Raw genomic sequence first — 24135 nt, forward strand, 5'->3', positions numbered from 1 at the left:
GTCCAAACCTTCGCTGTGACTCGCGCTAAAAACGAATTAATGGTAGTTTATGTTAACTTTAATTCTAATAATTTGATGACTGACCCATGGACAGCTTAACACTCAATCCGCTTGCCTTCGTTAACGGTGAAGTACAACTTCCCGGTTCTAAAAGCCTATCTAACCGATTATTACTCCTAGCTGCATTAGCCGAGGGCGAAACTCGTATTACAAATTTGCTCGATAGTGATGATGTCAAACACATGCTGAATGCTCTGTCTTTGCTGGGTGTTCAGTATGAGTTATCGACGGATCGTCGTACTTGCTTGGTTCAAGGTACGGGTGGCCCCTTTAATACAGATCAAGCACTAGAGCTTTTTCTTGGCAATGCTGGAACCGCCATGCGCCCATTATGCGCAGCCCTGTGCTTAGGACATGGGGAGTTCACCCTAACGGGCGAACCACGGATGTATGAACGCCCCATTCGCGATTTAGTCGATGCTCTTATCCCACTCGGCGCTGAGGTCACCTACCTAAAAGAAGAAGGCTTTCCCCCTTTAACACTGCACTCACGTGGTCTCAAAGGAGGACAGGTTAGCATTAGGGGCAATATCTCCAGTCAATTTCTAACAGCTCTTCTTATGTCAGCTCCCATGGCTGAAGAAGACCTCATTATCCAAGTTGACGGAGAATTAGTTTCCAAACCTTACATCGATATCACCCTGCACAGTATGCAACTCTTCGGCGTTATTGTCGAGAATGATAACTATCAGCGTTTTGTAATTAAAGCTGGCCAACGCTACCGATCACCCGGGGAAGTCATGGTTGAGGGGGATGCCTCTTCCGCATCTTATTTCTTAGCGGCTGCGGCTATCGCAGGCGGCACTGTTCGAGTCTATGGCGTGGGTGCAGACAGTGTTCAGGGAGATAAAGCCTTTGCAGAAGTGCTTGCCAAAATGGGCGCCGATGTCACCTATGGACCGACATGGATCGAAGTCAGTAAAACAGGCCCCCTACAGGCCGTGGATTTGGATTTAAACGCCATTCCCGATGCCGCTATGACCATTGCGACCACGGCTTTATTTGCCTCAGGCACCACCTGTATCCGCAATGTTTATAATTGGCGTGTTAAAGAAACGGATCGCTTATATGCTATGGCAACTGAATTGCGCAAAGTCGGCGCCAAGGTTACAGAAGGAGATGATTTTATCGAAATTACTCCACCTGAGCAGATCATGCCTGCCAGCATTGACACTTACGATGATCATCGTATGGCCATGTGCTTTTCTCTAGCAGCATTTGGTACAGCACCAATCACCATTAATGACCCTGGCTGCACACGAAAAACCTTTCCTGAGTATTTCGATCTGTTTAGATCAATCACTGTCAGTCGATAAGATAAAACGGCCTGACTCAAGATCAGGCCGTTTATCTACAAGAAGATTACTTCTTAGAGCCTCCCATACAATTTGGCGATAACGGTACTTGGCCTTCTTGCTCGGCCCACTCGTCCGGAGTATAAAGGTGCATCGCCAACGCATGTATGGGGTTTTGCATCAACTCCGCCACCAGGCTGTAAATCGTTTGATGACGACGCACTTTTGTCAAACCCACAAAGTCCGGGCTCACCACCGCCAGTTTAAAGTGGCTTTCACTTGCAGGCCCAGAGTGCATGTGGCTTTCATTTTCCAACACAAACCCTTCGACTCGGATACCGCCCTTAACCAATGCTTCTATCCGCTTTTCAACACTCATGATTCTTTGCCTTGTTTATCTGCTAAATGTATAAAATGATGATGAATTCGACGAATGCTAAACCATACCGTAAACAAAACAACGGGAATCATCACCCCGATCACTAACGATTTATCAAACTCTACGCCTGAGTTATACAAAGCGTCCACTAGGTACTTCAATAAACCCACAAGGTAATAACTGATGGCCACCACCGAAAAACCTTCAACTGTGTGCTGCATCATCAACTGTACCTGAGAGCGCTTATCCATTGAACTCAGGAGTTCTTGATTCTGATGCTGAATCGACAACTCTACTCGCGTTCGCATCATATCCGATGCTCTATCGACACGGCGTGACAAATCCTCTAATCGATAACCGACCGACTCACAGGTTTTTACGGCAGGGGTTAAACGACGGGTCATGAACTCACGGATGGTTAAGTGCCCAGAAAGCTCATCCTCGCGCAGTTCTTCAAGCCGAGTTAGCACCAATTGATGATAGGCACGCGTCGCCGAAAAACGAAAAGTTGAATGTGCGCGGTAGGCTTCAATTCGTGCCGCCATATGGGTCAACTCAGCCAGAATTTGCTTCTCATCCACTTGCTTATTGTCTGCTAACATCTGCGTTAGCTCCGCAAGCTTATAATCCATTTCTGCAAGCGAAGGTGAAATACTGCGCGCCATCGGCAAAGCTAACAACGACATAAGACGGTAGATTTCAATCTCCATCAGCCTCTGGGTTAGACGTCCTACCTGACTGTCTGACATGTCTCGATTCAAAATGGTAAAACGACCAAAACCGTCACTGTGTAAACGAAAGCTGCTCCAGACTCGAGCGCTCCCCTGCTGAGGGCTACTACCGACAAGACGCATTCCTTCAAACCATGGCCGAATCAACTGTAAATCTTGCTCGGCTGAATCCGTCATAGGCTCTAAAGCAATATGAAAAGCCCCGACTATCTGCCCTTCTAACGCCTCAATCCAGCCACTTGGTAATAACGAAAGACCGGTTTGTGTAAAATCCGGAGCCGTTGTTTCTCGATTCAAATTAATAAACGTGTAGGAAGTAAACTCCATGTGCATTTCACGTCGGACACGCAAATCACCACAAATTAACTCATAGCAACTTTGCTCTTCCTCGGGAACAGAGCATCCTAACTGCTGGTGTAACGCCTGCAAGTGACGAAACTGAGATTGCTTTTGTTCAGCATTGGCCAAGAGCGCTATATGGGTGATCCGCGCAGGACAAGGAATCACCTGAAAAGGACGCGAATGCAGTTCTTCGTAAATCTCATCCCTCAGTGGGTGTAAATCCAACTGATCAAGCTGACAGCTCATCCATTAATACCTATAAGTTTAGCGAAAATAATAACCCACATTCACCATGAGGCCCGCCGTTCCAAATGGGATCACTTCTAAATTCATGCGATGATACTCTACACCAAAGGCGGGCAATATCGCAGGTGCCACACCAAAGCGATTCAGCGGAATCTTATCGCGATAGTCGCCTTTGTAACCGTGGATTAGACCGGCCGTTAGTTTACCGTAGGCTTTCAAGTCACCCGAGTTATGAAAATCATATCGCCCACCCATATAGAGATAGGTCGTGCGTTGATCAAAGGAGTTCGTGAAGTTAGCACCTCCAACCAACCACCGAACTTCATCACGCCAATCTCGGCCTGAAGGACGGGGAAGTGCATCTACATCGGTCTCTGGAAAGTACCATTCAAGATTAATCATTTTCTGATGATTATTGTGATCCGGCTCAGGATCGTAATGAGCTGTCCAGAGCGAGGTTTGAACCAAGAGCTGATCACCTTCCTTAAAGATTCCAGCTAACGCCGCTTGACCGTACATGATCCCTGTACACATAAATAACAATATCAATCGCTTAAACACAACTAAATCCTCTTTACGTTTCCTATCGTGAGGTCATTATAGTGAATTCTGTTGAAAAATAATGCTCTTGAGCACACACTTCAACGGCAAGTCCAGTGGTAAAAACATAGCCTAGATGAAGAGCGATTAAAAAACAGTCCACTCAATTGGCTGTATCCATTATACTTTTGCAGGATATTAGTGCGGAGATTGTATGCTAATCAGGGTATTGCCAAGTTTAGAAACACGCAAAGACTGGCTCAGCTTTTTGCGAAGAGAAGCACCCTATTGCCTAGTCGAAACACCGGAGGTATTGGTTGACTTTCAAAGCACATTTCTTCAGTTAACCCTATTTAAAGAGCCCACACTCGACCCTGTTCGTTACACGCTAGGCTCACGTCAACGTATGGAGCCCGCATGGCAACTCATCAAAGGCTGCCAATGGCGCTTAAGCTTTTTAATTGAGGGTCTTGAGAGTTTGGATTTTAATACCAACGTCCGCGACAAACCCTCTTTTAAAATACCAACGGATCTATCTGTTCGTAAAAGCTTTACTCGTGAACGGCGTTTAATCTCACCATCGCAATCCGGTATCATCACCCCTTTAAATGAAGGGGATGCATACTGGACACTCAAAAATATTCAAGCCTTGCTGGCCTATGACCAACTACAAGAGTGGACATGCTTAACCGACCGATTTGTGAGCCCTAAAGCCGCATTAACATCAATCACCTTAGAGCCCGAGCGCTGGGGTGTCGATACAGATGCACAGGGAGTGAGGCTAAGCTTGGATGGAGAACCTTACATTCAGTTTAGTCATAATATTCGGCCCGCCACCAGACGCCTGATGACGAACCAAAATCCACTGATATAAACCGATTAAATACTCTCGTCCGCTGTCTCCAACGCATCAGCGGCCATTATTTTGTAAGGGTGATCAGACGCTAACAATTCCTTTCCTTTTTCAGTCGGAAATTCAACGTCAATATCAACCACTCGCCCATCACGACACACGTTGATGATCGTATCCATACAAGAACTTAGCAGTGAATACTTCTCATCGGGTGCAGCAATAATGGTTTGCAGCCCTAAATCCGTCATAAAGCCTAAAGATGTAACAGTATTTTCTGAGTCCAGCTTGTTAAACGCCTCATCAAACACCGACAAACTCAATCCCCCGACAGGTTGACCGTCACTGCCCTCTTTCAGACGATAGGTTGCGCCTAATGCTGCCGCCATGGCCACATAGAAAGGCACTTGGTGCTCACCACCCGAACCCGTTTTAATACGCTGGGTTAAGGTGGTTTTCCGATTTCCGTCTAAGTCCTTAACCACTAACTCAAAGTTATAGAAATTCCGGTAATCCTGCAGCAGTTCGCTCTCACCTTCATTCTTCAAAACTTCATGAATTTTTGCTAAGGCATCTCGATGCCCAGTATCTGTTTCATGGTTAATGTCGAATAAAGAGCCTACATTCGCTTGATCCATCCGCGTATAGGCTTCAACCAACTCTAAGATGTCACGCAACTCAGGGTTAGGCATCATCTCAAAGCTATACATTTCTTTATGGAAAGGACGGTTCTTCAAGTGGCTGTTGAGCTCACGAATCAAATCCTTAATTTTATTGATTTGATCATTTAGATGCGCAACAAAATCTGATCTAAAAGCAGTCTCGGCCTCTAACCGTGCACGTTCCGCTTTTTGGGTATACTGCGCCAACTCAGACTCTTGTAAGGTTACAACCGTCTCATTGACATAGCCTTCCAAGTCTTCATGACTTGAATCAGGACTGATGTTATCCAACCCTTGATGACTTAAGCCGCCTGCATGGTAGCGTGCTTTATATTGCGCAACGGCATCACGAACACCGTTTTTCTTTTTCTCATGCAGTTGAAGCTCCGCTTGAGCTTTTTTGGCGGCTTCAAAGATAATACGCTCAATATCTGAATCACAGCTATCGTCTAAGTAGTCACGTTTTTCTTGGGCAGACTGTGCATCAAACTCTGGCTTTTCCTGACAACGCCCACGCGCCATGGCATGTTCCGTTAGCTCTCGCTCAAGCACTTCAAGCGAAGCATTGTCTTTGATCATGCCTGTCCGCGTTTTTTGCAACTTATCCATCAGAGCTTTTTGGCGAACTTCTAACGACTTTTGCTGTTCAGCATATTCGGCAATACGTTGCTGAATACCCGAATCATCATGATTGCGAAGATCCGTAATGCCCTGCTGATAGCCTTCGATTTCAGACGCAAGCTGCTCACGCTGATTCACCAGATCAAAGACGCGCTCATTCACCTGAAGCAAACCTGATGCCATTTGAATTAAGCCATCACGCAGCTTTTCAAGCGACTCATGCTGCTTGCCCAGTGTCGTAAACTCAGCAATCAGATCGTCGACTTGCTTACCTTGCAAGGCCAACTGATCGCCACGGCGACGAATCCCCATAATCGGGCTAAGCTCATTAATCGAGGTGGTCGAGCCTTCGCTCTGCAACATGCAATCATAGGTTAACGCACGCTCATGGCGCAGCAATTCAGTTTCGGTTTCGACAGCCATAACCGCGCCTAAGGCTCGGTTCATATAGGCTTGAGCATGCTCATTGTCACTGTCAACAAACTGCGCCAAGCTACCAGCTTTCGTTCGCGTCAACCACTCACCTGACTTGGTCGTATTGATAATACGACAGCCTTTTAGATGACGTCCTTTGCGACGATAAAGAGTGATCGCTTCTTTAACACGATCCGGTGCCACCACTAAAGCTTCTCTACGAGCACCTAAGAAAGACTCAATGGCAATTCGCCACTTATCATCATTGATATCGACCAGCTCACAAATTGGCGTAGAGTCGATTCCGTACTCTTTCAACAAATCGATAAGTTCACGAGTGGCGTGCCGGACGGGAGCTCGCCCCTGCTGTAATTGCTCAACAGCACTCTTTTGACTTTGAATCTGGGTACGCAGCTCATTAATCCGAATCACAGACTCTTCATAACGTTTAGCAATGGCTTTACGCACGGGATCAATCTGCGCACGCAACTGTGTAAGCGCATTATCAACTTCAACAGGTGCTTCTGGCCATTGCCCAGCCAAGGTGTTTTCACCTGAGCGCCATAATGCAACCGATTGCTCAACCACTGGCTTAAATGTATCGGGTAATACATCTGGATTTGCAGCAAAGCCGACAGTGGTTCTCATCAGGTTATACACCTGTTGAATTTTCTCTTTCACCACCGAGGCTTCATGCTGGCGAGCCGAAATACGAGACTCAAGAGCATTTACTTTATGTGCTGAATCTGTGTTGTTTAATTCTGCCCGCGTATTCGCCAACCGCTGCATGGCTTCATTCAACTGCTCACTGTTTTTTTCTAAATCAGCTTGCAGCAGTTGCTCTTGCTCAGTGAAGGTTTCTAAGCGCTCAGCCGCCGCTTCTTTTTTCAAATCAGTGTGTTCGAAACGCGCCTCATGAACGACCCATTCGTATTCGATGGCATTTTTAAGATTTCTAGAAATCCCTTTACACATCTCCTGAACCTTTTCGAGCTCAGCAATGCGGTTCGCCACTTCACGCGTTTTTTGCTCCATCGCGCGATACTCATCCAGCGACTTTCGAAAAGCGCCCACATGAACGATGTTTTCGTCCAAAACAAATTCTCGAATAAAACGCGTAGGGCTATCGATGGGGACGAACTTCAAGGCATTTTTAAAGTTCTTAATGAATTTTTCATCGTCATTTGGCATTTGAGGATCATGACTAAGGTGCGTGACCATTTCTCGAACAAAGCGGGTCGCTCGCTTTTCAAGAACCATATCAGGGCACTGCTTTAATAAACTGTCACGAACTTCAGCCCAAGGACGAGGCAAGCGTCCTGCACCTTGCTTTATTGAGAAATCATCAAGGGTGACCGAAAAATCAGGGAGAATAAAGCGCCCTAAAATATCTTCTTCTGCATTGGCAGTGGACGCACTGATCGCGATGCCCACGCAACTTTCTTTTGCTGTTTCTGTGTCAAAAAAGCTCAACGCCATATAAGTAAGAGAGTCCTCTCGCGCATTCACTTTCTTGCCGAGATCATCTAAAAAACCTAAACAGTAAGTGCGCAAAGAACGCTCTGACTTTTCGCCAGCAGAGGCGTTGAAACTCAAGTGGCGCTTGTGCCCCCCCATTAAGATGGTTTGGATCGCATCCAGTAAGGATGACTTACCAGATCCATTGGGCCCCACAATCGCAACATTGCCTTTAATGGGGATTTCAATCGCCCCCAAAACATACCAGTTAACCAGGACGATACGATTAAGCTGTTTCATTGGTATTCTCTCCGTCCGGTGCCTGGGTTTTCTCTTGACTTACACCATCCTCATCATCTGCATCATCCGCTGACTGCGCTGAAGAACGACTGGACTCGATATCACACAAGGCTTCTAGCTGACCGATATAATCTTCAACAACCACATGACGAATAGTCGGGTTAATTCGCAGAGGTAGGTTTTTTGGATCGGTTTCGTCGGCCTTTCCTCTTTCAATCACGCCATGACGACTAAACAAAGAAATAATTTCTTTTAGGCGCGTTTCGTTCGGGATTTCTTTGGCCGTTAAATTGCTATATAAACGCAATAAAGCATCAGTGGTGGTGATTGCCTTCCCGTTCTCAACCTCGAAATTCTCCAGCTTTTGCTCATAGGTCTGACGTAAACAGAGTAAAAGCAAAGACTCATCTAACTTCAGCTTGAGGACCCGCTCCTCTCCCTGAGGAAGCACACCCAAATAAGCTTCGTCAGGTTGATACACTAAGGTCCAACCTATGGCCGCAAATAGGTTTCGATAGTAGTCAATGTTGGCCGCAATCAGAAAATAGCTGTCGCGATGAATAGGGCGATCAGCGTACAAAAACTGGCTGACAAGAAGCAAATTGGCAGCATGAATAAAGTCTTCGGCCTGATGATGCTCAGTCCGGGATACGATTTTTTGTAGATCACCTAACATTATGCGTTCCTGTGTATCACAAAACCACGACACTCAACTACATCAGCGACGCGGACATAGGTATCGTCAAATTCAATACGGTATTTTTCAGTGGTTTTACGTGCTTTTTTACCCAACGAAGGCAAATGGCGCACGTAGCTGAAACAAATATAATCCTCAACCGATTCAATCGTGAACTCGGTTGCATTTAAGCGGGTGCGACCGAGAAAATGACGGTCTAAATACTGCTCAATTCGGTCAACACGCACCTCACGCCGCTCTTTGTATTCTTTAAACAAACGACGCAACTCTAAAACTCGAGGATCAATCTCACTTTGAGTAATCACACGTGGCTTCGCTTCCACCCGCTTACGTATCGGTGAGCGAATACTCATTGGTGAAATAAACCCTGTTTCTTCCAAGGTGGTTAGCGTTGGAATCTCGTCATCCTTCTTTTTTGCCAACTCGGCAATCAAACGCGATAAGCGAGCCGCCATACCTGGTGTGGTTTTATCCATGTAGCGAACCGTATCCGCCACACGTTTTTCCAACTGATAACGAAAACCATCAATCGCCGCCAAGCGCTGATCCACAGACTCAAAAATACGAATAACTCGATTAATATGCTGATGCACTAAGGCCTCTGCCGAATCAAAATCCAATTCATATTGAACCTGATAATGTTGCGTCAGCTGCTCTAACTTTAATAAATCGAATTGCAAATCACGGAGCATCGATAAAATCTGGCGACGATATCGAAAGGGGTTATTGCGTGTTTTAAGGGTTTTGTAATCTGAAACCAGAATGTGCTCAACAAAACGATCAAAGAAGCCTCTGACAATATCCTGCGGGTTGTTAATTTCCGATAAGGAAATCTTGATTTCACGTAGGCCCAGCAGCATATCCGTTAAATGTGCACTGAAATCAGCAGCCGTTTGTGATGCCTCGGACAGTGTAATCCCACGGCCCACCGGATCATTTACGGCAGCCTCTAACGAACTAAGTACGTTAAGGACCGCACCGCCATAACTCCGTTTTTCGAGCCGAGCGATAGAGACCAACGACCGGAGCAAATAGGAAACAGAAGGCGACAAAAGAACATAGGTTCGATACACCTTCTGCTCTTCTTCAAGCCAGCCGCACTGAACCAAACGTCGGTAAATCCTATTGGTATAGTCAACACTTGAACGTGGCGGTTCGCCGTCTTCGTCAGCTTCGGTGACCCAACGACGGACCCCTAACCGAACAACGGCATTTTCGATGGTAGAGCGCACCAGATCCTTGGCGATGAAAGGATCGATGAGATCCTCATCAAAGAATAAATCGGCCAACTCAAGAAGAACCGCTTGATAGACTTGGCGGTTCTGCCCTGATAACGGCAGAAAAATATCATCCGGTAGTTTATTGAAGAGCATGCGTTTCCCTGATCTCTCACCCGATATGCATTACACTGCATGAACAATCTTGAGCGCAGATTCTAGCGGAAATAGAGACATCTTCCCAACTTTTATGCGCAGATTAATTGATCTGCTGGTTTTGTTTGACCTGATGCAATCGCTCATAGGCCTTTAACAGCTGCTGATGGCGACTAAACGTACTGAGGCTTTCATCATGAATGCCCATATCATCAAAAACCTGCCCCCCTTCCATCATTAAGCGCACTTGAGACAGCAACTCGGCTCCATAAATCCGTTCAATCACAGGTACAAAATCTTCAACCTTTCGTGACGCGTCAAGCGTTAGCGCCAATAGCTGATGCAGACAGCGGTACTTCATCAGTACTTTTTCCGGCACGCCCCCGAAATTAAGCAACCAATCGGACAACTCCAACGCCAATTCTTGCTCGCCTAGGGCCAACGCCAAGCGTAGCTTAAGCTCACCAACACGCAACCAAGACCAAACCGTATCTGGATTAGGTAGGAGGCCGATGAGCTCTGCAACTGGCTGCTGCTCATCGAAGCCACCCTCATCCAATGCTTCAAGAAGATCCGCATAGGCTTCATTATCAAGGTCAGGCAAAGCCAATATTGCCGCCCTTAGCGGTGCCGCCGCATTATTATTGCGCCAAATCAACTCGTCAACCGGATAGATTTCCGACATACCAGGAACAATAATACGGCAGGTATACACGCCCAAATGTTCATAGTCCGCAATGTAGATATCCATATCGACACGATGGATTTTAAAACAAAGCTCTTCAAATTCGGCTTGTGTATTCCCTTCAATATTCCATCGTGCGAAGGGGTAATCGGTTGTGGAGGACATTAAATCCCACGCGACGACTCCACTTGAATCAATAAAGTGTGTTTCAAGATTATGGGGATCAGCCGCCTCTTCAATGTCCAGCGTTGGCTCAGGAAAATCATGCAATTCATCTAACTCGCGCCCTTGAAGCAACTCAGTCAGAGTACGTTCCAGCGCTACGGCAAATTTAGGATGGGCGCCAAAGGAGGCGAAACAGCCACCATCAACAGGATTGATCAAGACAACATTTACTAAAGGAAACTTCCCTCCTAATGATGCATCTCTCACCTCAACAACAAAACCTTTGTTGCGGAGTGTTCTCAGTGCTGCCTTAACCCTTGGATGCTTAGCAATTTCAGACTCTGGAACGAGGGGCAAACTGATGCCTGAAGATATAATGGTATTTTTGATGTGACGCTCAAATATCTCAGACAAGGCCTGAACACGCGCTTCATACACACTGTTCCCTGCCGCCATGCCATTACTGACGTATAGGTTACCGAGGATATTAACGGGGAACCAAACGGTTTCACCCGTTCTTTGCTTCACAAACGGCAAAGCACAGATCCCGCGGTGAGCATTGCCTGAATTGAGATCGATAAGAGCACCGGGCGATATTTCATTATGGAGGTCATAATGATTACGTGTGGCCTCATCAAGCAACCCTTCCGGCCAAACCGTTGCTTTCACCGGAAACCAGCGTTCTTGGGGATAATGAACAAACTCTCTTTCAGCGAACTTTGAGCCTAAGAAATAATCGGCCCAAAAAAAGTTGCAACTTAAACGCTCAAAAAACTCACCTAGAGCACTGGCCAGAGCAGCCTCACGCGTTGCCCCCTTACCATTCGTAAACAGCATCGGACACACACGATCACGAATATGAACAGACCAAACATGCGGAACGGGATTTAACCAGCGAACTTCTTCAATATCGAAGCCTAGCGCCTTCAAACCAGCACTCATTCGCTCGATGGTTTCTTCCAGAGGCGCATCTTTTCCTAAAATCTGTGTCATGGGTTACTCCTGCCCTATTCGCTGGATGCATCTTTCAGCGGAGGACTCAACATCTCTTTAATTGTTCAAAGATTATACGTGAATACGAGCTTAGCTTACACTCCTTGAAACCGACCTCGCACTGCTAAATGCATATCATTTGCGGCAATAGCAAATTGACAAAACTTACAAACACCTATAACGGCGACGATATCGGTTGCTTTTTAATCAATTATTTTCAATGGCCTACCAAATATCAAAAAAATTCATTATTTTTAAAAAATAGTGTTGACGACCTCAAGCTGGATCATTAATATTTGCGACCTGAGTTGAGCAGTTCCCTGATAGCTCAGTCGGTAGAGCAGTAGACTGTTAATCTATTGGTCGCAGGTTCGAGTCCTGCTCGGGGAGCCAACTCAATGTTTTTCGGAGTGTAGCGCAGTTTGGTAGCGCATCTGGTTTGGGACCAGAGGGTCGGGGGTTCGAATCCCTCCACTCCGACCATTTCTTATAAATTTCCCTTTAAAGACAATGAATTGCATCTTAATACCGAGAGGTATCTTTAGATGTCTTACATATTGTCACACAAAACGTCACACAAGCCCCCTTCTGTACCCTGTAAAAGTCCATCCGTACCTTACACGACTCAACGACGTGGAATTTACCATTTTCGCATGCGTGTACCTAACCAAGATCGTGTAATACAATTTAGTTTACGAACTTACGATCCTGATCTTGCGAGGGAGATAGCTGCAAAGCTTGCTCATGACATGAAGAAAACCAATAAACCTGATAATGGTAACTCAAACAGTACAGGCAATGACGACTACAATAATCCTCCCTATGATGTTAACGATCCTATAGCAATCATGAAAGCGTGGATGAAGAATACATACATCATACGCAAGACTAACGGACCAGAAGAAATTGAAAATCGGCGCTTAGCAAAACTTGCTCGACGACAACAAAACCAAGAGCGCGCTAAAGCTGACAAGATCAATGGAAAAAATATTATTGCTGCTCTTGAAGAGCAAATTAAAGAACAAAATCCTGCACTCGATAAATTAGTGCAAGCCCTTGATATTACCTTAAATCATGACGCTGGAAGCCTTCCTAATTTAAATAGAAAGTATGTCAGACAGCCTCATTTCATGTTCAAAAATCCCGATGATTTTAATTCAAACCTTGAACAAGAAAAGCAAAACATTGCTGACAACGAACCAGATACATCCAATCGTTCAAATACTGGAGAAGCCAACACTCCATCAACAATTACAAAGACTGATCTAACTGAACTTCATGAAGAGTTTTGCAAAAGACAAACGGATAATGATGAAATCTCGATTGACACCATAAACGACTATAGAGAAGCGTTTACTATTTACCTCGAATACGCAGGAACACCCATATTTGAAGAAATCGATCAACATAAGCACAATCGCTTTGTTGATTTTCTACGCCAACTACCCAAGAATAAAACAAAAATGCCTCAGTATCGTGACTATTCTTATCAAGAGCTGAGTAAAATGGATATACCGAAAGAGGATAAAGTAAAACCTCGAACAGTTAATAATAAAATCAGAGCGGTGAATAGGTTTTTTAACTACCTTAAAGAGGATGGAAAACCAAGTTTCACCCCCATTAAAGAACTATCAGCCAAAGTTATCGATAATGAATCAACAAAAAAGCTTCCCTTCAACAAGTCTCATTTCCCGGTCTTAAAAGAAATTCTGACTAAAACAAAGTGTCACCAACAAAAACTCATTATTAAATTATTGATGCTGACGGGAGCAAGAGTACAAGAAATTTCCCAAATTGAACTTCAAGACATCAAGTATGAAGCTGATATTTTAGGTATTCACATCACAAACCTTAATGACAAAGGAGAAGTTGTAAATCTTCAACTATATCAAGGAGAAGCCGATTCATTCAAAGGTGTCAAGAATATAAGCTCTAAACGGTTTATTCCTGTACCTTCTGCCCTAGTAGAGGAACTACTTGCATTTAAAAATAATCGTATAGCACAAAAAAATGGCAATCGACTCTTTGACCAGATAACCGTCCCTAAAGCGACGAAAAAAGTGGGTGAGACAATTTCTCGTGCATTTAATAGAAAGCTAAGAAATAGAAATTTATCCAATGAATATACTCTTCATTGCCTCAGACATACTTTTATTACACTTACCAGTAAAGCTAAGGTCACAGTTGATTCTAATGGGATAACTGTAAAAGTTCCCATATTTAGGGATGCTTACATAAAAGCAATTACTGGACACCATATAACAGATGTCCATGATAGAGTATATTTACATACGGATGCAGAAGATCTTTTGAGTATTGTGGATTACATGTATGATAGCTTTTATAAAGAAGTTTTGTAAAAACCTCTTGACACACTCAATATTAGCCGCTAGGCTTTTAAGAGTGTGTCACTTATAATAAACTACAAGGTAGTTTATTATAAGTAAAGGGATTCAAAAGGGACTCCCCTTTTGCCGCGTCTTATAAAAGTTTCGTAGAAAGTTTTATAAGACATAGTCGGTCTCTCAGACTTACAATAATTGTCAATTTAAAGGATTTTATTATGATAAGGAAATCATTATGTCAGGTTATCAATTCGTTCACTATGAAGCCTATTCGCGTAAAGGCAAAGACAAAAAAAGAAGCTTACTTTCAATTGCTTTAGAAGCAGATCGCTCATCTGGAAACCACCCACACGTTCAAGCCCCCCTCCCCCCAGAATATATTATTGGTACGTCATTTGAAGAAAGTGCCAACAAAATAATCGATGCCGCAGATAAAAGCACAACATTACACAGTGGCAAGAAGCGAAAAGTCCGGTCGGATGCAAATGTTGGTATCGGATTAATTGCAAGTCACCCTATCTCTATTAACCAATTGAATGAGATGACAAAGCTGGAAAGGGAAAAGGTTATCCTTGAAGTAAGAGAATGGGCTTTATCTGTCATAGAATTCACTAAAGATGAGTTTCCAAACAATGTGAGGTCGGCATGCCTACACTGGGACGAATCTCACCCTCATATTCATGTTTTGGTTGGCTCAGATGAGCCAATGGAGGATTTTCATATAATCCATAAAGGTGAAAGTGCTAGAAAACAAGCTCAAGGCAATGATCGGTCAAAACATGGTAAAAAAATTGGTAATGATGCCTACAACGCAGAGATGCGATCATTTCAAGATAGATATTACCAACACGTAGGCATTAACTTTGGTCAGACACGCTTAGGACCTGCTAGAGAAAGACTCACCAGAGCTGAATGGAACGCAAGGAAGAAAGCTGCTGAAGCCACCACCGAAGCTGTCAGACGCTCTAAAGAAATCGAAGCAGAAGCCCTTCAACGTCTTGAAAATGCACGTTTTGATGCTGAGTTATTAAAAGAAACAGCTATAGAAGAAATTAATCGCCAAAAGAAAGTTGCTGAAAATGCCATCAAAGAAGCTGAACGTATCAAATTAGACGCAACTAAACGCTCGGAAGAAGAAAATCAGCATATTCAATTATTATTAGATGAAGCCAAACAAGCCAAAGAAACCGCTGAAGCTCTTCATCAAAAAGCAACTAAGTATGATTCCAAAATAGGAGGGCTTTTGAATATGTTTGGCGTAAAAGACAGAATTATTGAGCAAACTGAAGATACATTTAAAATAGAACTCAAACAATTAAAAGATCAGGTTGAGAGTGATAAACGAGTCATTAGCAGATTGAGATCTGAAAACTCAGAATTGAAAATATATAAAAAAATCTATGCATCGATCATAAAAATTTCTAAAAACATTAGAAATTTAGAAAAGAATCCTAGTATAGCACTTCAAGCTTACTCCTATATATTTTCTCTATTTTTAAAAAACAAGGACAATCCAATAGAGCTTGAGGATAAATTACAAAATCAGAACTCATTATTAAATAAAAGGATAACGAAGGAAAGTAAAGAAAAAACAAAGGACACTGTCATTTCAAACCAGATTAATGACTTTGAATAAACGAGTCGCCATGATACGAATATTATCAAAGCAATCGGAATAACTAGATTTTTTAGCCTAAATACTGTTAACAATTTTTAAAATTCTAAGGTTGAATGGTTATATTCTTACAGGCAAAATTATCATTTATAAATAGTTTTCATTTATTTACTGGTAAGCCACTTTGGCCTACCAGCTTTACGAATTACAGAACTCTCTTTACTTCCTCGTAATTACCCGCTGTTCTTAGAATCAGCGTCACATTTTCTGATGTGCGATTACGGAAGAACCAGCCGTGATTTCCAGTAAATGCCGCAGTCAATTCACCTTCATCATGTTGAACACCTCGACCTTTCTCGTAACTGATGGAACGACCACCGCCATCACCATGAGTGTCATAGTTAAGCGGGCCTTCAACTCCATCCCATGAGAAACGAGCAGTACTTCCTTCAGCCATCACTAATTTAATCTCTGTACCTTGTCCCGGTGTCAGGATAATTTCAACCGTATCACGCCAGACCAATGCTTCTTCTTCCAAGATCACTTCTGACTGAACGTTTTCAGCGGAAGATTTCATTACTGAGGGTGTTACTATAGGTTCAGCAGCTATCTCTTCAACGGCTACCTCTTCAACTACATTTAACTCGGTCTGAGCATCAGCAACGTCAAAACTCATAGTTTTGTCAGTGTTTTCTTGTGCAAGATAACGAGCATCGGCTTCAGCTTCGGCAGCTAGTTGCTGTTTAATTTCCCCCATTTCTGTCAAACCAAGCCAGCGACCTACGCCTGTTGGATCAACCGCATACTCAGAGGGCAATATCACCGTAACTAGAATAACTAATGCGGTAATCAGAGCAATGAAGGTAGAACGGATTAGCTTCTGAGTGGTTGGCAGCTCTGCACGTGATGGAATATCTGTGTTATACATAACTTAATACCTTAAAAATGATCGAGTTTAGGCAACAAAAAAGCCCGTGAGCTGATAGCCAATCAGAACAAAGCCTGCACACATCATGGCAACATTAGCAGTGTAGGCATGACGCAGAAAACTGCCCGTCCGACGCCAAAAGCCCATCATGATCAGAATAGCGCTTAATGCTAGAAGCTGGCCTATCTCAACACCGACATTGAACGCCAGTAGATTCGGTAATAGCCCATCTGGAGAGATATCGTATTCAATGATCTTGCTTGATAAGCCAAAGCCATGACAAAAACCAAAAATCAGTGTTGCCATGAGCGTATTTGGTTGCCAACCAAACCAGCGTTGATAGGCTCCTAAATTATCCAATGCTTTGTAGACTACTGAAAGCCCGATAATCGCATCGATAATGTAGCTATTGATGCCGATGTTGAAGTAAACACCAAGCAGCATGGTTGTCGAATGACCAAACGCAAACACACTGACATAGATGGCAATATGCTGCATGCGATACAGGAAAAATATGACCCCTAGAAGGAACAATATATGGTCATATCCCGTGACCATATGTTTGGCGCCAAGATAGATAAACGATACCAAGTGAACACCGCTTATCTCTTGAATATATCCCTTATCACCTTGCGCGACTGCATGCGCAAAGACCTCTTGGCTTATCCCCATCAATAACAAGCCAATAATAGACACGAACAAAAACAGGCGTCGTTTCACCCTGTTCGACATGCTGGCTGAGCCAGCAGTAGATATGAACATGAAATACTCCAATAAACTCTGGTTAAATTGCATTAAAAATAACTAAACAGAGTTTTTTGGAGGTCGTTCCAGCAGCCAAGGGGTTCGTATCGGTTGAATTTTACCCAAGTCTTTAGTGTTTGGTGACTGAATTTGAGACGGACGCAATGAGACGACATCTTGCCTGTCCGGTGTTTCATGTGAATGACTCGTGGGATCATGTTGAGCATCAGAGTCACTATGATGATGGTCGTGATGGCCTGAGTGATCCTGCAAATCAAGCGTAAAGGAGTGATCTGCAAATCCCATTGAGTTCGCAACTCCCGGAAATGAAATAACTAGCCCCGGCAAGATCAGCACGATGATCAGCAAGTATGATAACGTTCGCCTAGTGCTCTTCATTGTTAATTCAAAAATCCAGTGTTTCTCGTGATTCTGCTAATGTAATAACCTTAGCACTAGTTTAATATTGTTACAATATATCATTCCCGTTGGGGATACATAAAGGTCATTTTGAATATGTGTCGCTATGTTTACTGTTTTAGCTAATCACTCTTATCGACAATTATTTTTAGCCCAAATTGTCGCCTTACTAGGCACGGGCTTGGCAACGGTTGCGCTAAGTTTGCTTGCCTATGACTTGGCTGATGACCATGCTGGAATGGTCATAGGAACAGCATTAACGATAAAAATGCTCGCCTATGTTTTTATTGCTCCCTTGGCTTCAGCCCTGTTTCGTGCGCTATCCAGAAGAAAGCTACTCGTCACACTGGATCTCATTAGAGCAAGTGTGGCCGTATTCCTGCCATTTGTCTCAGAAGTTTGGCATGTTTATATACTCATTTTTATTTTACAGTCAGCGTCCGCCTGCTTCACTCCACTGTTTCAAGCCACCATTCCTGATATTTTAGAAAATGAAGAGCAATATACTCAAGCCCTATCTCTCTCAAGACTTGCGTATGATCTGGAGAACCTGATCAGTCCAGCTTTAGCCGCACTTATGCTAACCTTAATGACGTGGCAGGGGCTTTTTACCGGCACGGTGATAGGATTTATCGCCTCAGCATTGCTAATACTGAGTGTCACCTTTCCCATCATGAAGGCGGCAAATAAAAATCGTTCAGGAATTTATCAAAAAACAACCCGAGGGATACGCTTTTATTTAGCCACGCCACGATTACGAGGCTTGTTAGCCATGAATGTTGCCGTGACCTGTGCTGGTGCCATGGTGATCGTCAACAGCGTGGTGATTGTACAATCAACGTTCGGGCTTTCCGCTCAAGATACCGCACTCGCGTTTACCTTTTTTGGAGGAGGGTCGATGTTTGCAGCATTGACCATGCCTTGTTTGCTAAAGCGTATGCAGGATCGCACTCTGATGCTGGGTGCAACGCTATTGTTAATACTCGGTCTGTTTAGCGCATCACGTATCAGCCATATCATTGAACTCTGGACGATTTGGTTTTTACTTGGTGCAGGCTATGCATGGATACAGACCCCTTCGGGCCGCTTGTTGACACGTTCGTCACATGAAGAGGATCGGCCTGATCTATTTGCAGCACAGTTTTCGTTATCTCATGCCTGCTGGCTGTTTGCTTATCCACTCGCAGGCTGGTTGGGAGTTAAACTGGGCGTTAGTCTTACCTTTTCTGTGTTTGGCATGGTGGCGTTATTGGCCTTTTTATTAGCGCTAAAACTCTGGCCCGCTGAAGATCCAGAGGTTGTTGAGCATTACCACGCTAACTTTCCAGAAAATCACCCTCATATTGCTCATTCCAAGCGTCTACACTCACATCCATTCGTCATTGACGATTTGCATGAAAAGTGGCCTCGAAAAAGTAACTGAAGATGTTATTTTTTTAATTACATGATTTGACCATGCATTTCATCATCGGATTTTTTTGCACCTCACTTTCAGCAATTTATTGTATATCCATTGTAAGGCTTGAAAATGTCACACAAATTGGTTAACGTATAATTTAAAGAAACATAACTTCAATGCAACCATTTGTTTTTTAAAGAAATATATTGTTCGAAGCTGGTATGATTTAACCAAAAAAGATCCCTCCACTCCGACCACTTTCATTTATTCAATAAACCCTTATCTATCTTTGTTCTATTTAATACATAGATTGAAAGATTTTTGTTGTTCTTAAATCATCTACCTCTAACTTCTAGAACCAGACACATAGAAGCGCATAGAATTTAAGAATCTTGCACAGTACCACACTTTCTTTTAAATACCCTATCTTGAGTTAATAGGCTCAACGGCATAATGTCTTTTGATAGCTGGATTCAGCAATGAATACCAAGCCAATCATTTTCCCTATCTAACTATATAAAACCACGCTTGAATTTTTCGTGATTTTCAATATTGCTGCGAACATCCACCTCATCCCAAATTTGCAATTCCCAAGGGAAGTAAAAATTACTCTTGTTTTTGAAATACACATGCAAGCCACGATAACCCTCCTTATCGCGCAAATACCAGTTTTTCAAACCCAACTCATCTTGCAAATCATCCAGCATATCCATCACCCTGCTGATTTCATCAGCGCTGAGAACAATGCGAACACCAAAAATATCATTCAACCAGTTGTTCACTGGATACTGATCTTCGCGAGTTGAAAAGCGCTCGATCTTGTCATCAATACTCTCACGGGTTTTCACGCGATAAAAGTATTTAATGTCAATATCTGCCGCCATCAGGTAGTCATTAATACTCTCATGCAGAGTAAGACGATATCGATAAACATGTTCTACTGGAACTTGCCTAATAGTTCTGGATAGATTGATTTTTGTGATTTTTCCTGTTTCAAAATAATCCTTAGAGAAATCAGAATGAAGGCGATTGATTTCGCTGACGAGTTTCTGAGTCTGGCTGATTTTATCCATGCTTAACCTTATGCTGTCCGGTAATGGCAAAATGAAACGCTTCCTGCAGATGCACATAAAACAAACAGAGCATTTCCGATTTTGGATCCTAGTCGCTGCTGTATTGTGCAATGATGCTGGCGATTTTTTTGCAAATGCACCGCTTTCTGGGACAAGTGGAGCGTACCCCTTCCAACAGGGTTTTAAAATAGTCTCTGCCAAATAAGTGAAACAACAAACCAAATCAACGCACAGCCTCCACGGGCATACCCAAACGTCCCACCCCAGGTAAATTAATCGCGATTGGCCAAAAATCGATTCCCGCACTCAAACCCAACAGATTCACTTCCAGACCTTCTTCAGGTGCTGCAATTAAACCCAGCAAACCCGACATAGAGACTTGAACACCCGTACCACTCGGTGCAGTTGCAACAAAACGCCCTTCTGGTAAGTAATCTTTTCCAATCGCCGTCGAAGGTAAATTTAAGCGCAACTCAGGAACCTCCCGCCCTAAATAGGCAATAAAGGTATTGCTATTCGGTCCCGGCCAAAGGCGATACTCACCCTTATGCGGGTACTCCTCTGCAGCTTGGTAAAGCTGCTCAATCAAATGATCGACCTCACTTCCTCCCCGTATATCTCGCAGCAAAAGGGGGTAGCTACCATACCAATACCCATCAGCGACACCTCTTGCGACACGGACAGCATCCCCTCCACGCCCGCGTACGACATTAAATCCTATGACTTCAAGGCGTGTAAAATAGTCTTGGTTTTGTGGTTTGACCGCAATCCAAGTATGCACACCCAACGCACCCCGCCAACGAAACGCACGTGCCGCATACACCTGAATAATGGCTTCAGACGTCGTCGCAGGATCGGGCGCTATGCCTGCACTGTCTCGACGTGCCGTTTGCCAATCTTTAGGACGCTCATCATTCGTATTATGCGAGACTAGTGCACACCCGACGGGGACAATAAAAATCAACAATACCCATAGAACAGCACTAAGCAATCGTTTCATTTGTGATATCCTTACACAGCTTTAAAATTGAGAAAATTAAGACTGATTGCATCATCAAACCGACTCAACTTAGGATTAGAATAACAAGAGTCAAGCGATTGAGCAGCAACCAACATGGATAGGCAGACCAAGTCAATCGTGATTAAAGACAGATCCACGGGCACCCCGTATACAGTCATTGTAACTTTCATTCTTACGGCAATCGTTTCGTTGCTGATCATCTGGCAGGTTGAGTCTCACAACCAAGACTCCAGACGAAGTGATCTCGCGCTCCACGCACACAATCATGCAAGCCTGCTTGAAACGCTTCTGAACCAATCACTGTCTGCCAACTATGCCCTTGCTTCTTTAGTGCGTGCTGGAGGCGGAGAGGTTCAACAATTTTCCGAAATTGCCGCAAATCTACACCAACATTACCCAATCGTTTCTCACTTTACACTTTCAGCCAATGGGGTCGTATCAGAGGTCTACCCACTCGAAGGCAATGAAGCCTCACTGGGCTTTAACCAATTAGAAGACTCTATTCAAAATGCAGAAGCTCTACTCGCTAAAGAAAGTGGACTCATGACCTTGGCAGGCCCAGTGGCACTGGTGCAAGGTGGAACCGGTGTCATCGGCCGCTTACCCGTCTTTATCGATCACAATCAAGAGGAAAGTTTCTGGGGCTTTACAAATGTCACACTTCGCCTTGGAGAACTGCTGCGAACGGCTAACCTCGACACTCTGTCAAGTCAAAACATGGCCTACGCGCTATGGAAACTCTCCAGCGATGGAGCCCCATCACAACTGATCAGCAGTAACTCCGAACGCATAAGGTCTGACTCTGTCGATGTTATCATTAATGTCCCAAATGGTGCTTGGCTTTTAAAGGTTGCTCCGACTCACCTAATCTTTGAAAGTGGGGCATTAGCGCTTAAGTTACTTTTAGGCTTATTTATCAGCTCATTAGCCGCTCTTCAAACCTGGTTGATTATAAGTCTACGCCATGATCGCGCTTTTCTCGAAGAACGTGTTACAGAGCGAACACATGAAATTTTTCAAGCCGAATCCCAGCTAAGAGCCACTCTTGATGCTATTCCTGATCTATTATTTGAAGTAGACATCAAGGGCACGATCCATCTTTTCCACTCCCCCAAGAAGGAACTGCTTTTAGCAAAGCCAGAAGACTTTATCGGACACTCCTTCGATGATTTTTTGCCGAATGATGCAAAGGTGATCTGCTATGGCGCATTAAACGAGGCGAATGAAAAGGGCTTTTCCAGCGGTAAATGCTATTCACTTGAAATAGACAATCAATGCCATTGGTTTGAGTTATCCGTCTCTAAGAAAGCGGCCTCACCTGACAATTTACCTAGATTCATTTTAATATCAAGAGACATAACGGAACGAAAAACAAACGCATCCAGTATCGAGCGCTTAGCCTTTTACGACCCTTTAACGGGCTTACCCAATCGACGCTTGCTACTTGATCGACTACAACAAGCTCTTGCGTGGAATGAACGTCATGAGACCAAAGGCGCTTTACTCTTTATTGACCTTGATAACTTTAAAGTTATCAATGACTCACTTGGGCATGCGGTTGGTGATCTTTTATTGGAAAAAGTTGCGATTCGCCTGAACGCGGCTATACGCAAGGTTGACACGGCTGCTCGCATCGGCGGCGATGAGTTTGTGATTTTATTGTCGGATTTACCAGAAGATACCCATCTTACAGCACTTCATGCCGAACGAGTCGCTTCCAAAATAGCACAACTGCTACGCAACCCCTTTACACTGCTCGATAATGAATACGTCGTTACCTCAAGCATTGGCATTACGCTCTTTACGTCAGGCCAAGCCTCATTAGATGAAGTCCTACAACGAGCCGATTTGGCTATGTACCAAGCTAAAAATGCCGGTAAGAATACTGTTTGCTTCTTTGACCCTGCTTTGCAAGAACAAATCGACCACAACTTGGAACTATCAAGAGGACTTAGGCTTGCTTTAGATTACAATCAGTTTTTCTTGGAATTTCAGCCTCAAGTTGACCGCAAGGGTGCCCTCGTAGGTGCTGAAGCACTGATTCGCTGGAGCCACCCTGAGCTGGGTCTTATTCCTCCCAATCGTTTTATCCCTGTCGCTGAAGAAACAGGCTTAATCATTCCTATCGGTGACTGGGTACTACGAAATGCCTGCAAACAATTGCAAATATGGCAAACACTAAGCAAAGCCAAGCACCTAACTCTATCCATTAATGTCAGTTCGCGCCAATTCGCCCAATCGAATTTTGTTGAACAGATCAAAGCGTGCCTGAATCAATATAAAATTGATCCAAAACGCCTTGAACTTGAACTCACAGAGAGCATGCTGGTGAAAGACCAAAACGATGTGATCACTAAGATGCTCGAACTCAGCGAACTCGGCATTCAAATTTCATTGGATGATTTCGGCACAGGCTACTCTTCATTGACCTATCTCAAACGTATGCCGATTAGGCAACTTAAGATTGACCAATCCTTTGTAAAAGACATTAACATGGACTTGGACAGCGCAAATCTATGCGATGCGATTATTTCACTTGGGCACAGCCTATCACTGGAGGTCATCGCCGAAGGCGTTGAAACCCTAGATCAATTTGAGTACCTCGCTCAACGTAACTGCGACCTGTTTCAAGGATATTATTTTGGAAAACCAAGCTCAGCAGACCAACTTCTTAAGCTGATTTCTTAAGCTTTACTAGTCTTTATTGCAAAGACTTTTTACGGACATGTCTTTTAATATCAGCCTCAAACCTATATATTAGATATTGTTAATAAATAAT

General features: G+C 43.8%; 18 protein-coding genes and 2 tRNA genes. 8 read left to right on the plus strand and 12 right to left on the minus strand.

The features are described 5' to 3' along the window. The first annotated feature begins 86 nt into the window (after window positions 1-86). On the plus strand, window positions 87-1376 hold the full coding sequence (aroA, locus tag DN062_RS07555; RefSeq protein ID WP_112158721.1) for a 3-phosphoshikimate 1-carboxyvinyltransferase: 1290 nt from the start codon (window positions 87-89) through the stop codon (window positions 1374-1376). 46 nt (window positions 1377-1422) lie between these two features. Here the strand turns inward: aroA and DN062_RS07560 are convergent, their stop codons facing one another. From DN062_RS07560 to DN062_RS07570, 3 genes are read right to left on the minus strand one after another with little or no spacing between them, the layout of a single operon-like run. After that, complete coding sequence (locus DN062_RS07560; protein ID WP_112158722.1) at window positions 1423-1734, minus strand: BolA family protein; 312 nt, start codon at window positions 1732-1734, stop codon at window positions 1423-1425. After that, the gene (locus DN062_RS07565; protein WP_112158723.1) at window positions 1731-3053 is read right to left on the minus strand and encodes a DUF3422 family protein; all 1323 of its coding nucleotides are present in this window, start codon (window positions 3051-3053) and stop codon (window positions 1731-1733) included. The genes DN062_RS07560 and DN062_RS07565 overlap by 4 nt, the downstream gene beginning before the upstream one ends. 18 nt (window positions 3054-3071) lie before the next feature. After that, window positions 3072-3614, minus strand: a complete 543-nt coding sequence (locus DN062_RS07570; protein WP_239995732.1) for a hypothetical protein — start codon at window positions 3612-3614, stop codon at window positions 3072-3074. Between the two features lie 193 nt (window positions 3615-3807). Between DN062_RS07570 and DN062_RS07575 the strand changes: the two genes are divergently transcribed. Continuing rightward, entirely contained in the window at window positions 3808-4467 is a 660-nt protein-coding gene (locus DN062_RS07575; RefSeq protein ID WP_112158724.1) for a hypothetical protein, read from the plus strand. A gap of 5 nt (window positions 4468-4472) precedes the next feature. On the opposite strand, the gene DN062_RS07580 is transcribed toward DN062_RS07575, so the two are convergent. The 4 genes from DN062_RS07580 to ycaO form a co-directional block, all read right to left on the minus strand. Then, window positions 4473-7898: an SbcC/MukB-like Walker B domain-containing protein gene (locus DN062_RS07580; RefSeq protein ID WP_112158725.1), complete on the minus strand. Its 3426-nt coding sequence runs from the start codon at window positions 7896-7898 to the stop codon at window positions 4473-4475. Next, a complete protein-coding gene (locus DN062_RS07585; RefSeq protein ID WP_112158726.1) occupies window positions 7885-8574 on the minus strand; it encodes a DUF4194 domain-containing protein in 690 nt (229 codons plus the stop codon). The genes DN062_RS07580 and DN062_RS07585 overlap by 14 nt, the downstream gene beginning before the upstream one ends. Then, complete coding sequence (locus DN062_RS07590; protein WP_112158727.1) at window positions 8574-9968, minus strand: Wadjet anti-phage system protein JetA family protein; 1395 nt, start codon at window positions 9966-9968, stop codon at window positions 8574-8576. Before DN062_RS07590 ends, DN062_RS07585 begins: the two co-directional genes overlap by 1 nt. Window positions 9969-10071: 103 nt before the next feature. After that, entirely contained in the window at window positions 10072-11811 is a 1740-nt protein-coding gene (gene ycaO / locus DN062_RS07595; RefSeq protein WP_112158728.1) for a 30S ribosomal protein S12 methylthiotransferase accessory factor YcaO, read from the minus strand. 317 nt (window positions 11812-12128) lie between these two features. On the opposite strand from ycaO, the gene DN062_RS07600 reads away from it, so the two are divergent. From DN062_RS07600 to DN062_RS07615, 4 genes are all read left to right on the plus strand, one after another. After that, window positions 12129-12204, plus strand: a tRNA-Asn gene (locus DN062_RS07600). Between the two features lie 13 nt (window positions 12205-12217). After that, window positions 12218-12294 (plus strand) — tRNA-Pro (locus tag DN062_RS07605). Between the two features lie 170 nt (window positions 12295-12464). Continuing rightward, window positions 12465-14171 (plus strand): tyrosine-type recombinase/integrase, encoded by a 1707-nt coding sequence (locus DN062_RS07610; protein ID WP_162301269.1) that lies wholly within the window; start codon window positions 12465-12467, stop codon window positions 14169-14171. 220 nt (window positions 14172-14391) lie between these two features. Continuing rightward, window positions 14392-15792 (plus strand): plasmid recombination protein, encoded by a 1401-nt coding sequence (locus DN062_RS07615; RefSeq protein ID WP_112158730.1) that lies wholly within the window; start codon window positions 14392-14394, stop codon window positions 15790-15792. A 184-nt stretch (window positions 15793-15976) separates the two neighbouring features. On the opposite strand, the gene DN062_RS07620 is transcribed toward DN062_RS07615, so the two are convergent. The 3 genes from DN062_RS07620 to DN062_RS07630 all read right to left on the minus strand — a co-directional run bounded on the left by DN062_RS07620 (window position 15977) and on the right by DN062_RS07630 (window position 17749). After that, on the minus strand, window positions 15977-16699 hold the full coding sequence (locus DN062_RS07620) for a hypothetical protein (protein ID WP_112158731.1): 723 nt from the start codon (window positions 16697-16699) through the stop codon (window positions 15977-15979). A gap of 27 nt (window positions 16700-16726) precedes the next feature. Further along, window positions 16727-17431 carry a HupE/UreJ family protein gene (locus DN062_RS07625; RefSeq protein WP_205126686.1) on the minus strand — a complete coding sequence of 235 codons (705 nt, stop codon included), beginning with the start codon at window positions 17429-17431 and terminating at the stop codon, window positions 16727-16729. A 72-nt stretch (window positions 17432-17503) separates the two neighbouring features. After that, entirely contained in the window at window positions 17504-17749 is a 246-nt protein-coding gene (locus DN062_RS07630) for a hypothetical protein (protein ID WP_112158733.1), read from the minus strand. Window positions 17750-17969: 220 nt separating this feature from the next. On the opposite strand from DN062_RS07630, the gene DN062_RS07635 reads away from it, so the two are divergent. Continuing rightward, window positions 17970-19286 (plus strand): MFS transporter, encoded by a 1317-nt coding sequence (locus DN062_RS07635; protein ID WP_112158734.1) that lies wholly within the window; start codon window positions 17970-17972, stop codon window positions 19284-19286. A 488-nt stretch (window positions 19287-19774) separates the two neighbouring features. Here DN062_RS07635 and DN062_RS07640 read toward each other — a convergent pair whose 3' ends face one another. Next, entirely contained in the window at window positions 19775-20335 is a 561-nt protein-coding gene (locus DN062_RS07640; RefSeq protein ID WP_112158735.1) for a nucleotidyltransferase family protein, read from the minus strand. Between the two features lie 223 nt (window positions 20336-20558). Continuing rightward, window positions 20559-21335 carry a DUF3750 domain-containing protein gene (locus tag DN062_RS07650; protein ID WP_112158737.1) on the minus strand — a complete coding sequence of 259 codons (777 nt, stop codon included), beginning with the start codon at window positions 21333-21335 and terminating at the stop codon, window positions 20559-20561. 114 nt (window positions 21336-21449) lie between these two features. Between DN062_RS07650 and DN062_RS07655 the strand changes: the two genes are divergently transcribed. Continuing rightward, complete coding sequence (locus tag DN062_RS07655; protein ID WP_112158738.1) at window positions 21450-24044, plus strand: bifunctional diguanylate cyclase/phosphodiesterase; 2595 nt, start codon at window positions 21450-21452, stop codon at window positions 24042-24044. Window positions 24045-24135 lie beyond the last annotated feature (91 nt).

The organism is Nitrincola tibetensis, from assembly GCF_003284585.1.
GTDB lineage: Bacteria > Pseudomonadota > Gammaproteobacteria > Pseudomonadales > Balneatricaceae > Nitrincola > Nitrincola tibetensis.

Excerpts from the sequence above, each read along its gene's own strand:
- DN062_RS07580 (WP_112158725.1), bottom strand. The coding sequence starts at position 7,898 with ATGAAACAGCTTAATCGTATCGTCCTGGTTAACTGGTATGTTTTGGGG.
- DN062_RS07615 (WP_112158730.1), top strand. The coding sequence starts at position 14,392 with ATGTCAGGTTATCAATTCGTTCACTATGAAGCCTATTCGCGTAAAGGC.
- DN062_RS07575 (WP_112158724.1), top strand. The coding sequence starts at position 3,808 with ATGCTAATCAGGGTATTGCCAAGTTTAGAAACACGCAAAGACTGGCTC.
- DN062_RS07590 (WP_112158727.1), bottom strand. The coding sequence starts at position 9,968 with ATGCTCTTCAATAAACTACCGGATGATATTTTTCTGCCGTTATCAGGG.
- DN062_RS07565 (WP_112158723.1), bottom strand. The coding sequence starts at position 3,053 with ATGAGCTGTCAGCTTGATCAGTTGGATTTACACCCACTGAGGGATGAG.
- DN062_RS07630 (WP_112158733.1), bottom strand. The coding sequence starts at position 17,749 with ATGGGATTTGCAGATCACTCCTTTACGCTTGATTTGCAGGATCACTCA.
- DN062_RS07560 (WP_112158722.1), bottom strand. The coding sequence starts at position 1,734 with ATGAGTGTTGAAAAGCGGATAGAAGCATTGGTTAAGGGCGGTATCCGA.
- DN062_RS07585 (WP_112158726.1), bottom strand. The coding sequence starts at position 8,574 with ATGTTAGGTGATCTACAAAAAATCGTATCCCGGACTGAGCATCATCAG.
- DN062_RS07640 (WP_112158735.1), bottom strand. The coding sequence starts at position 20,335 with ATGGATAAAATCAGCCAGACTCAGAAACTCGTCAGCGAAATCAATCGC.
- aroA (WP_112158721.1), top strand. The coding sequence starts at position 87 with ATGGACAGCTTAACACTCAATCCGCTTGCCTTCGTTAACGGTGAAGTA.
- DN062_RS07650 (WP_112158737.1), bottom strand. The coding sequence starts at position 21,335 with ATGAAACGATTGCTTAGTGCTGTTCTATGGGTATTGTTGATTTTTATT.
- DN062_RS07625 (WP_205126686.1), bottom strand. The coding sequence starts at position 17,431 with ATGTCGAACAGGGTGAAACGACGCCTGTTTTTGTTCGTGTCTATTATT.
- ycaO (WP_112158728.1), bottom strand. The coding sequence starts at position 11,811 with ATGACACAGATTTTAGGAAAAGATGCGCCTCTGGAAGAAACCATCGAG.
- DN062_RS07635 (WP_112158734.1), top strand. The coding sequence starts at position 17,970 with ATGTTTACTGTTTTAGCTAATCACTCTTATCGACAATTATTTTTAGCC.
- DN062_RS07655 (WP_112158738.1), top strand. The coding sequence starts at position 21,450 with ATGGATAGGCAGACCAAGTCAATCGTGATTAAAGACAGATCCACGGGC.
- DN062_RS07620 (WP_112158731.1), bottom strand. The coding sequence starts at position 16,699 with ATGTATAACACAGATATTCCATCACGTGCAGAGCTGCCAACCACTCAG.
- DN062_RS07610 (WP_162301269.1), top strand. The coding sequence starts at position 12,465 with ATGCGTGTACCTAACCAAGATCGTGTAATACAATTTAGTTTACGAACT.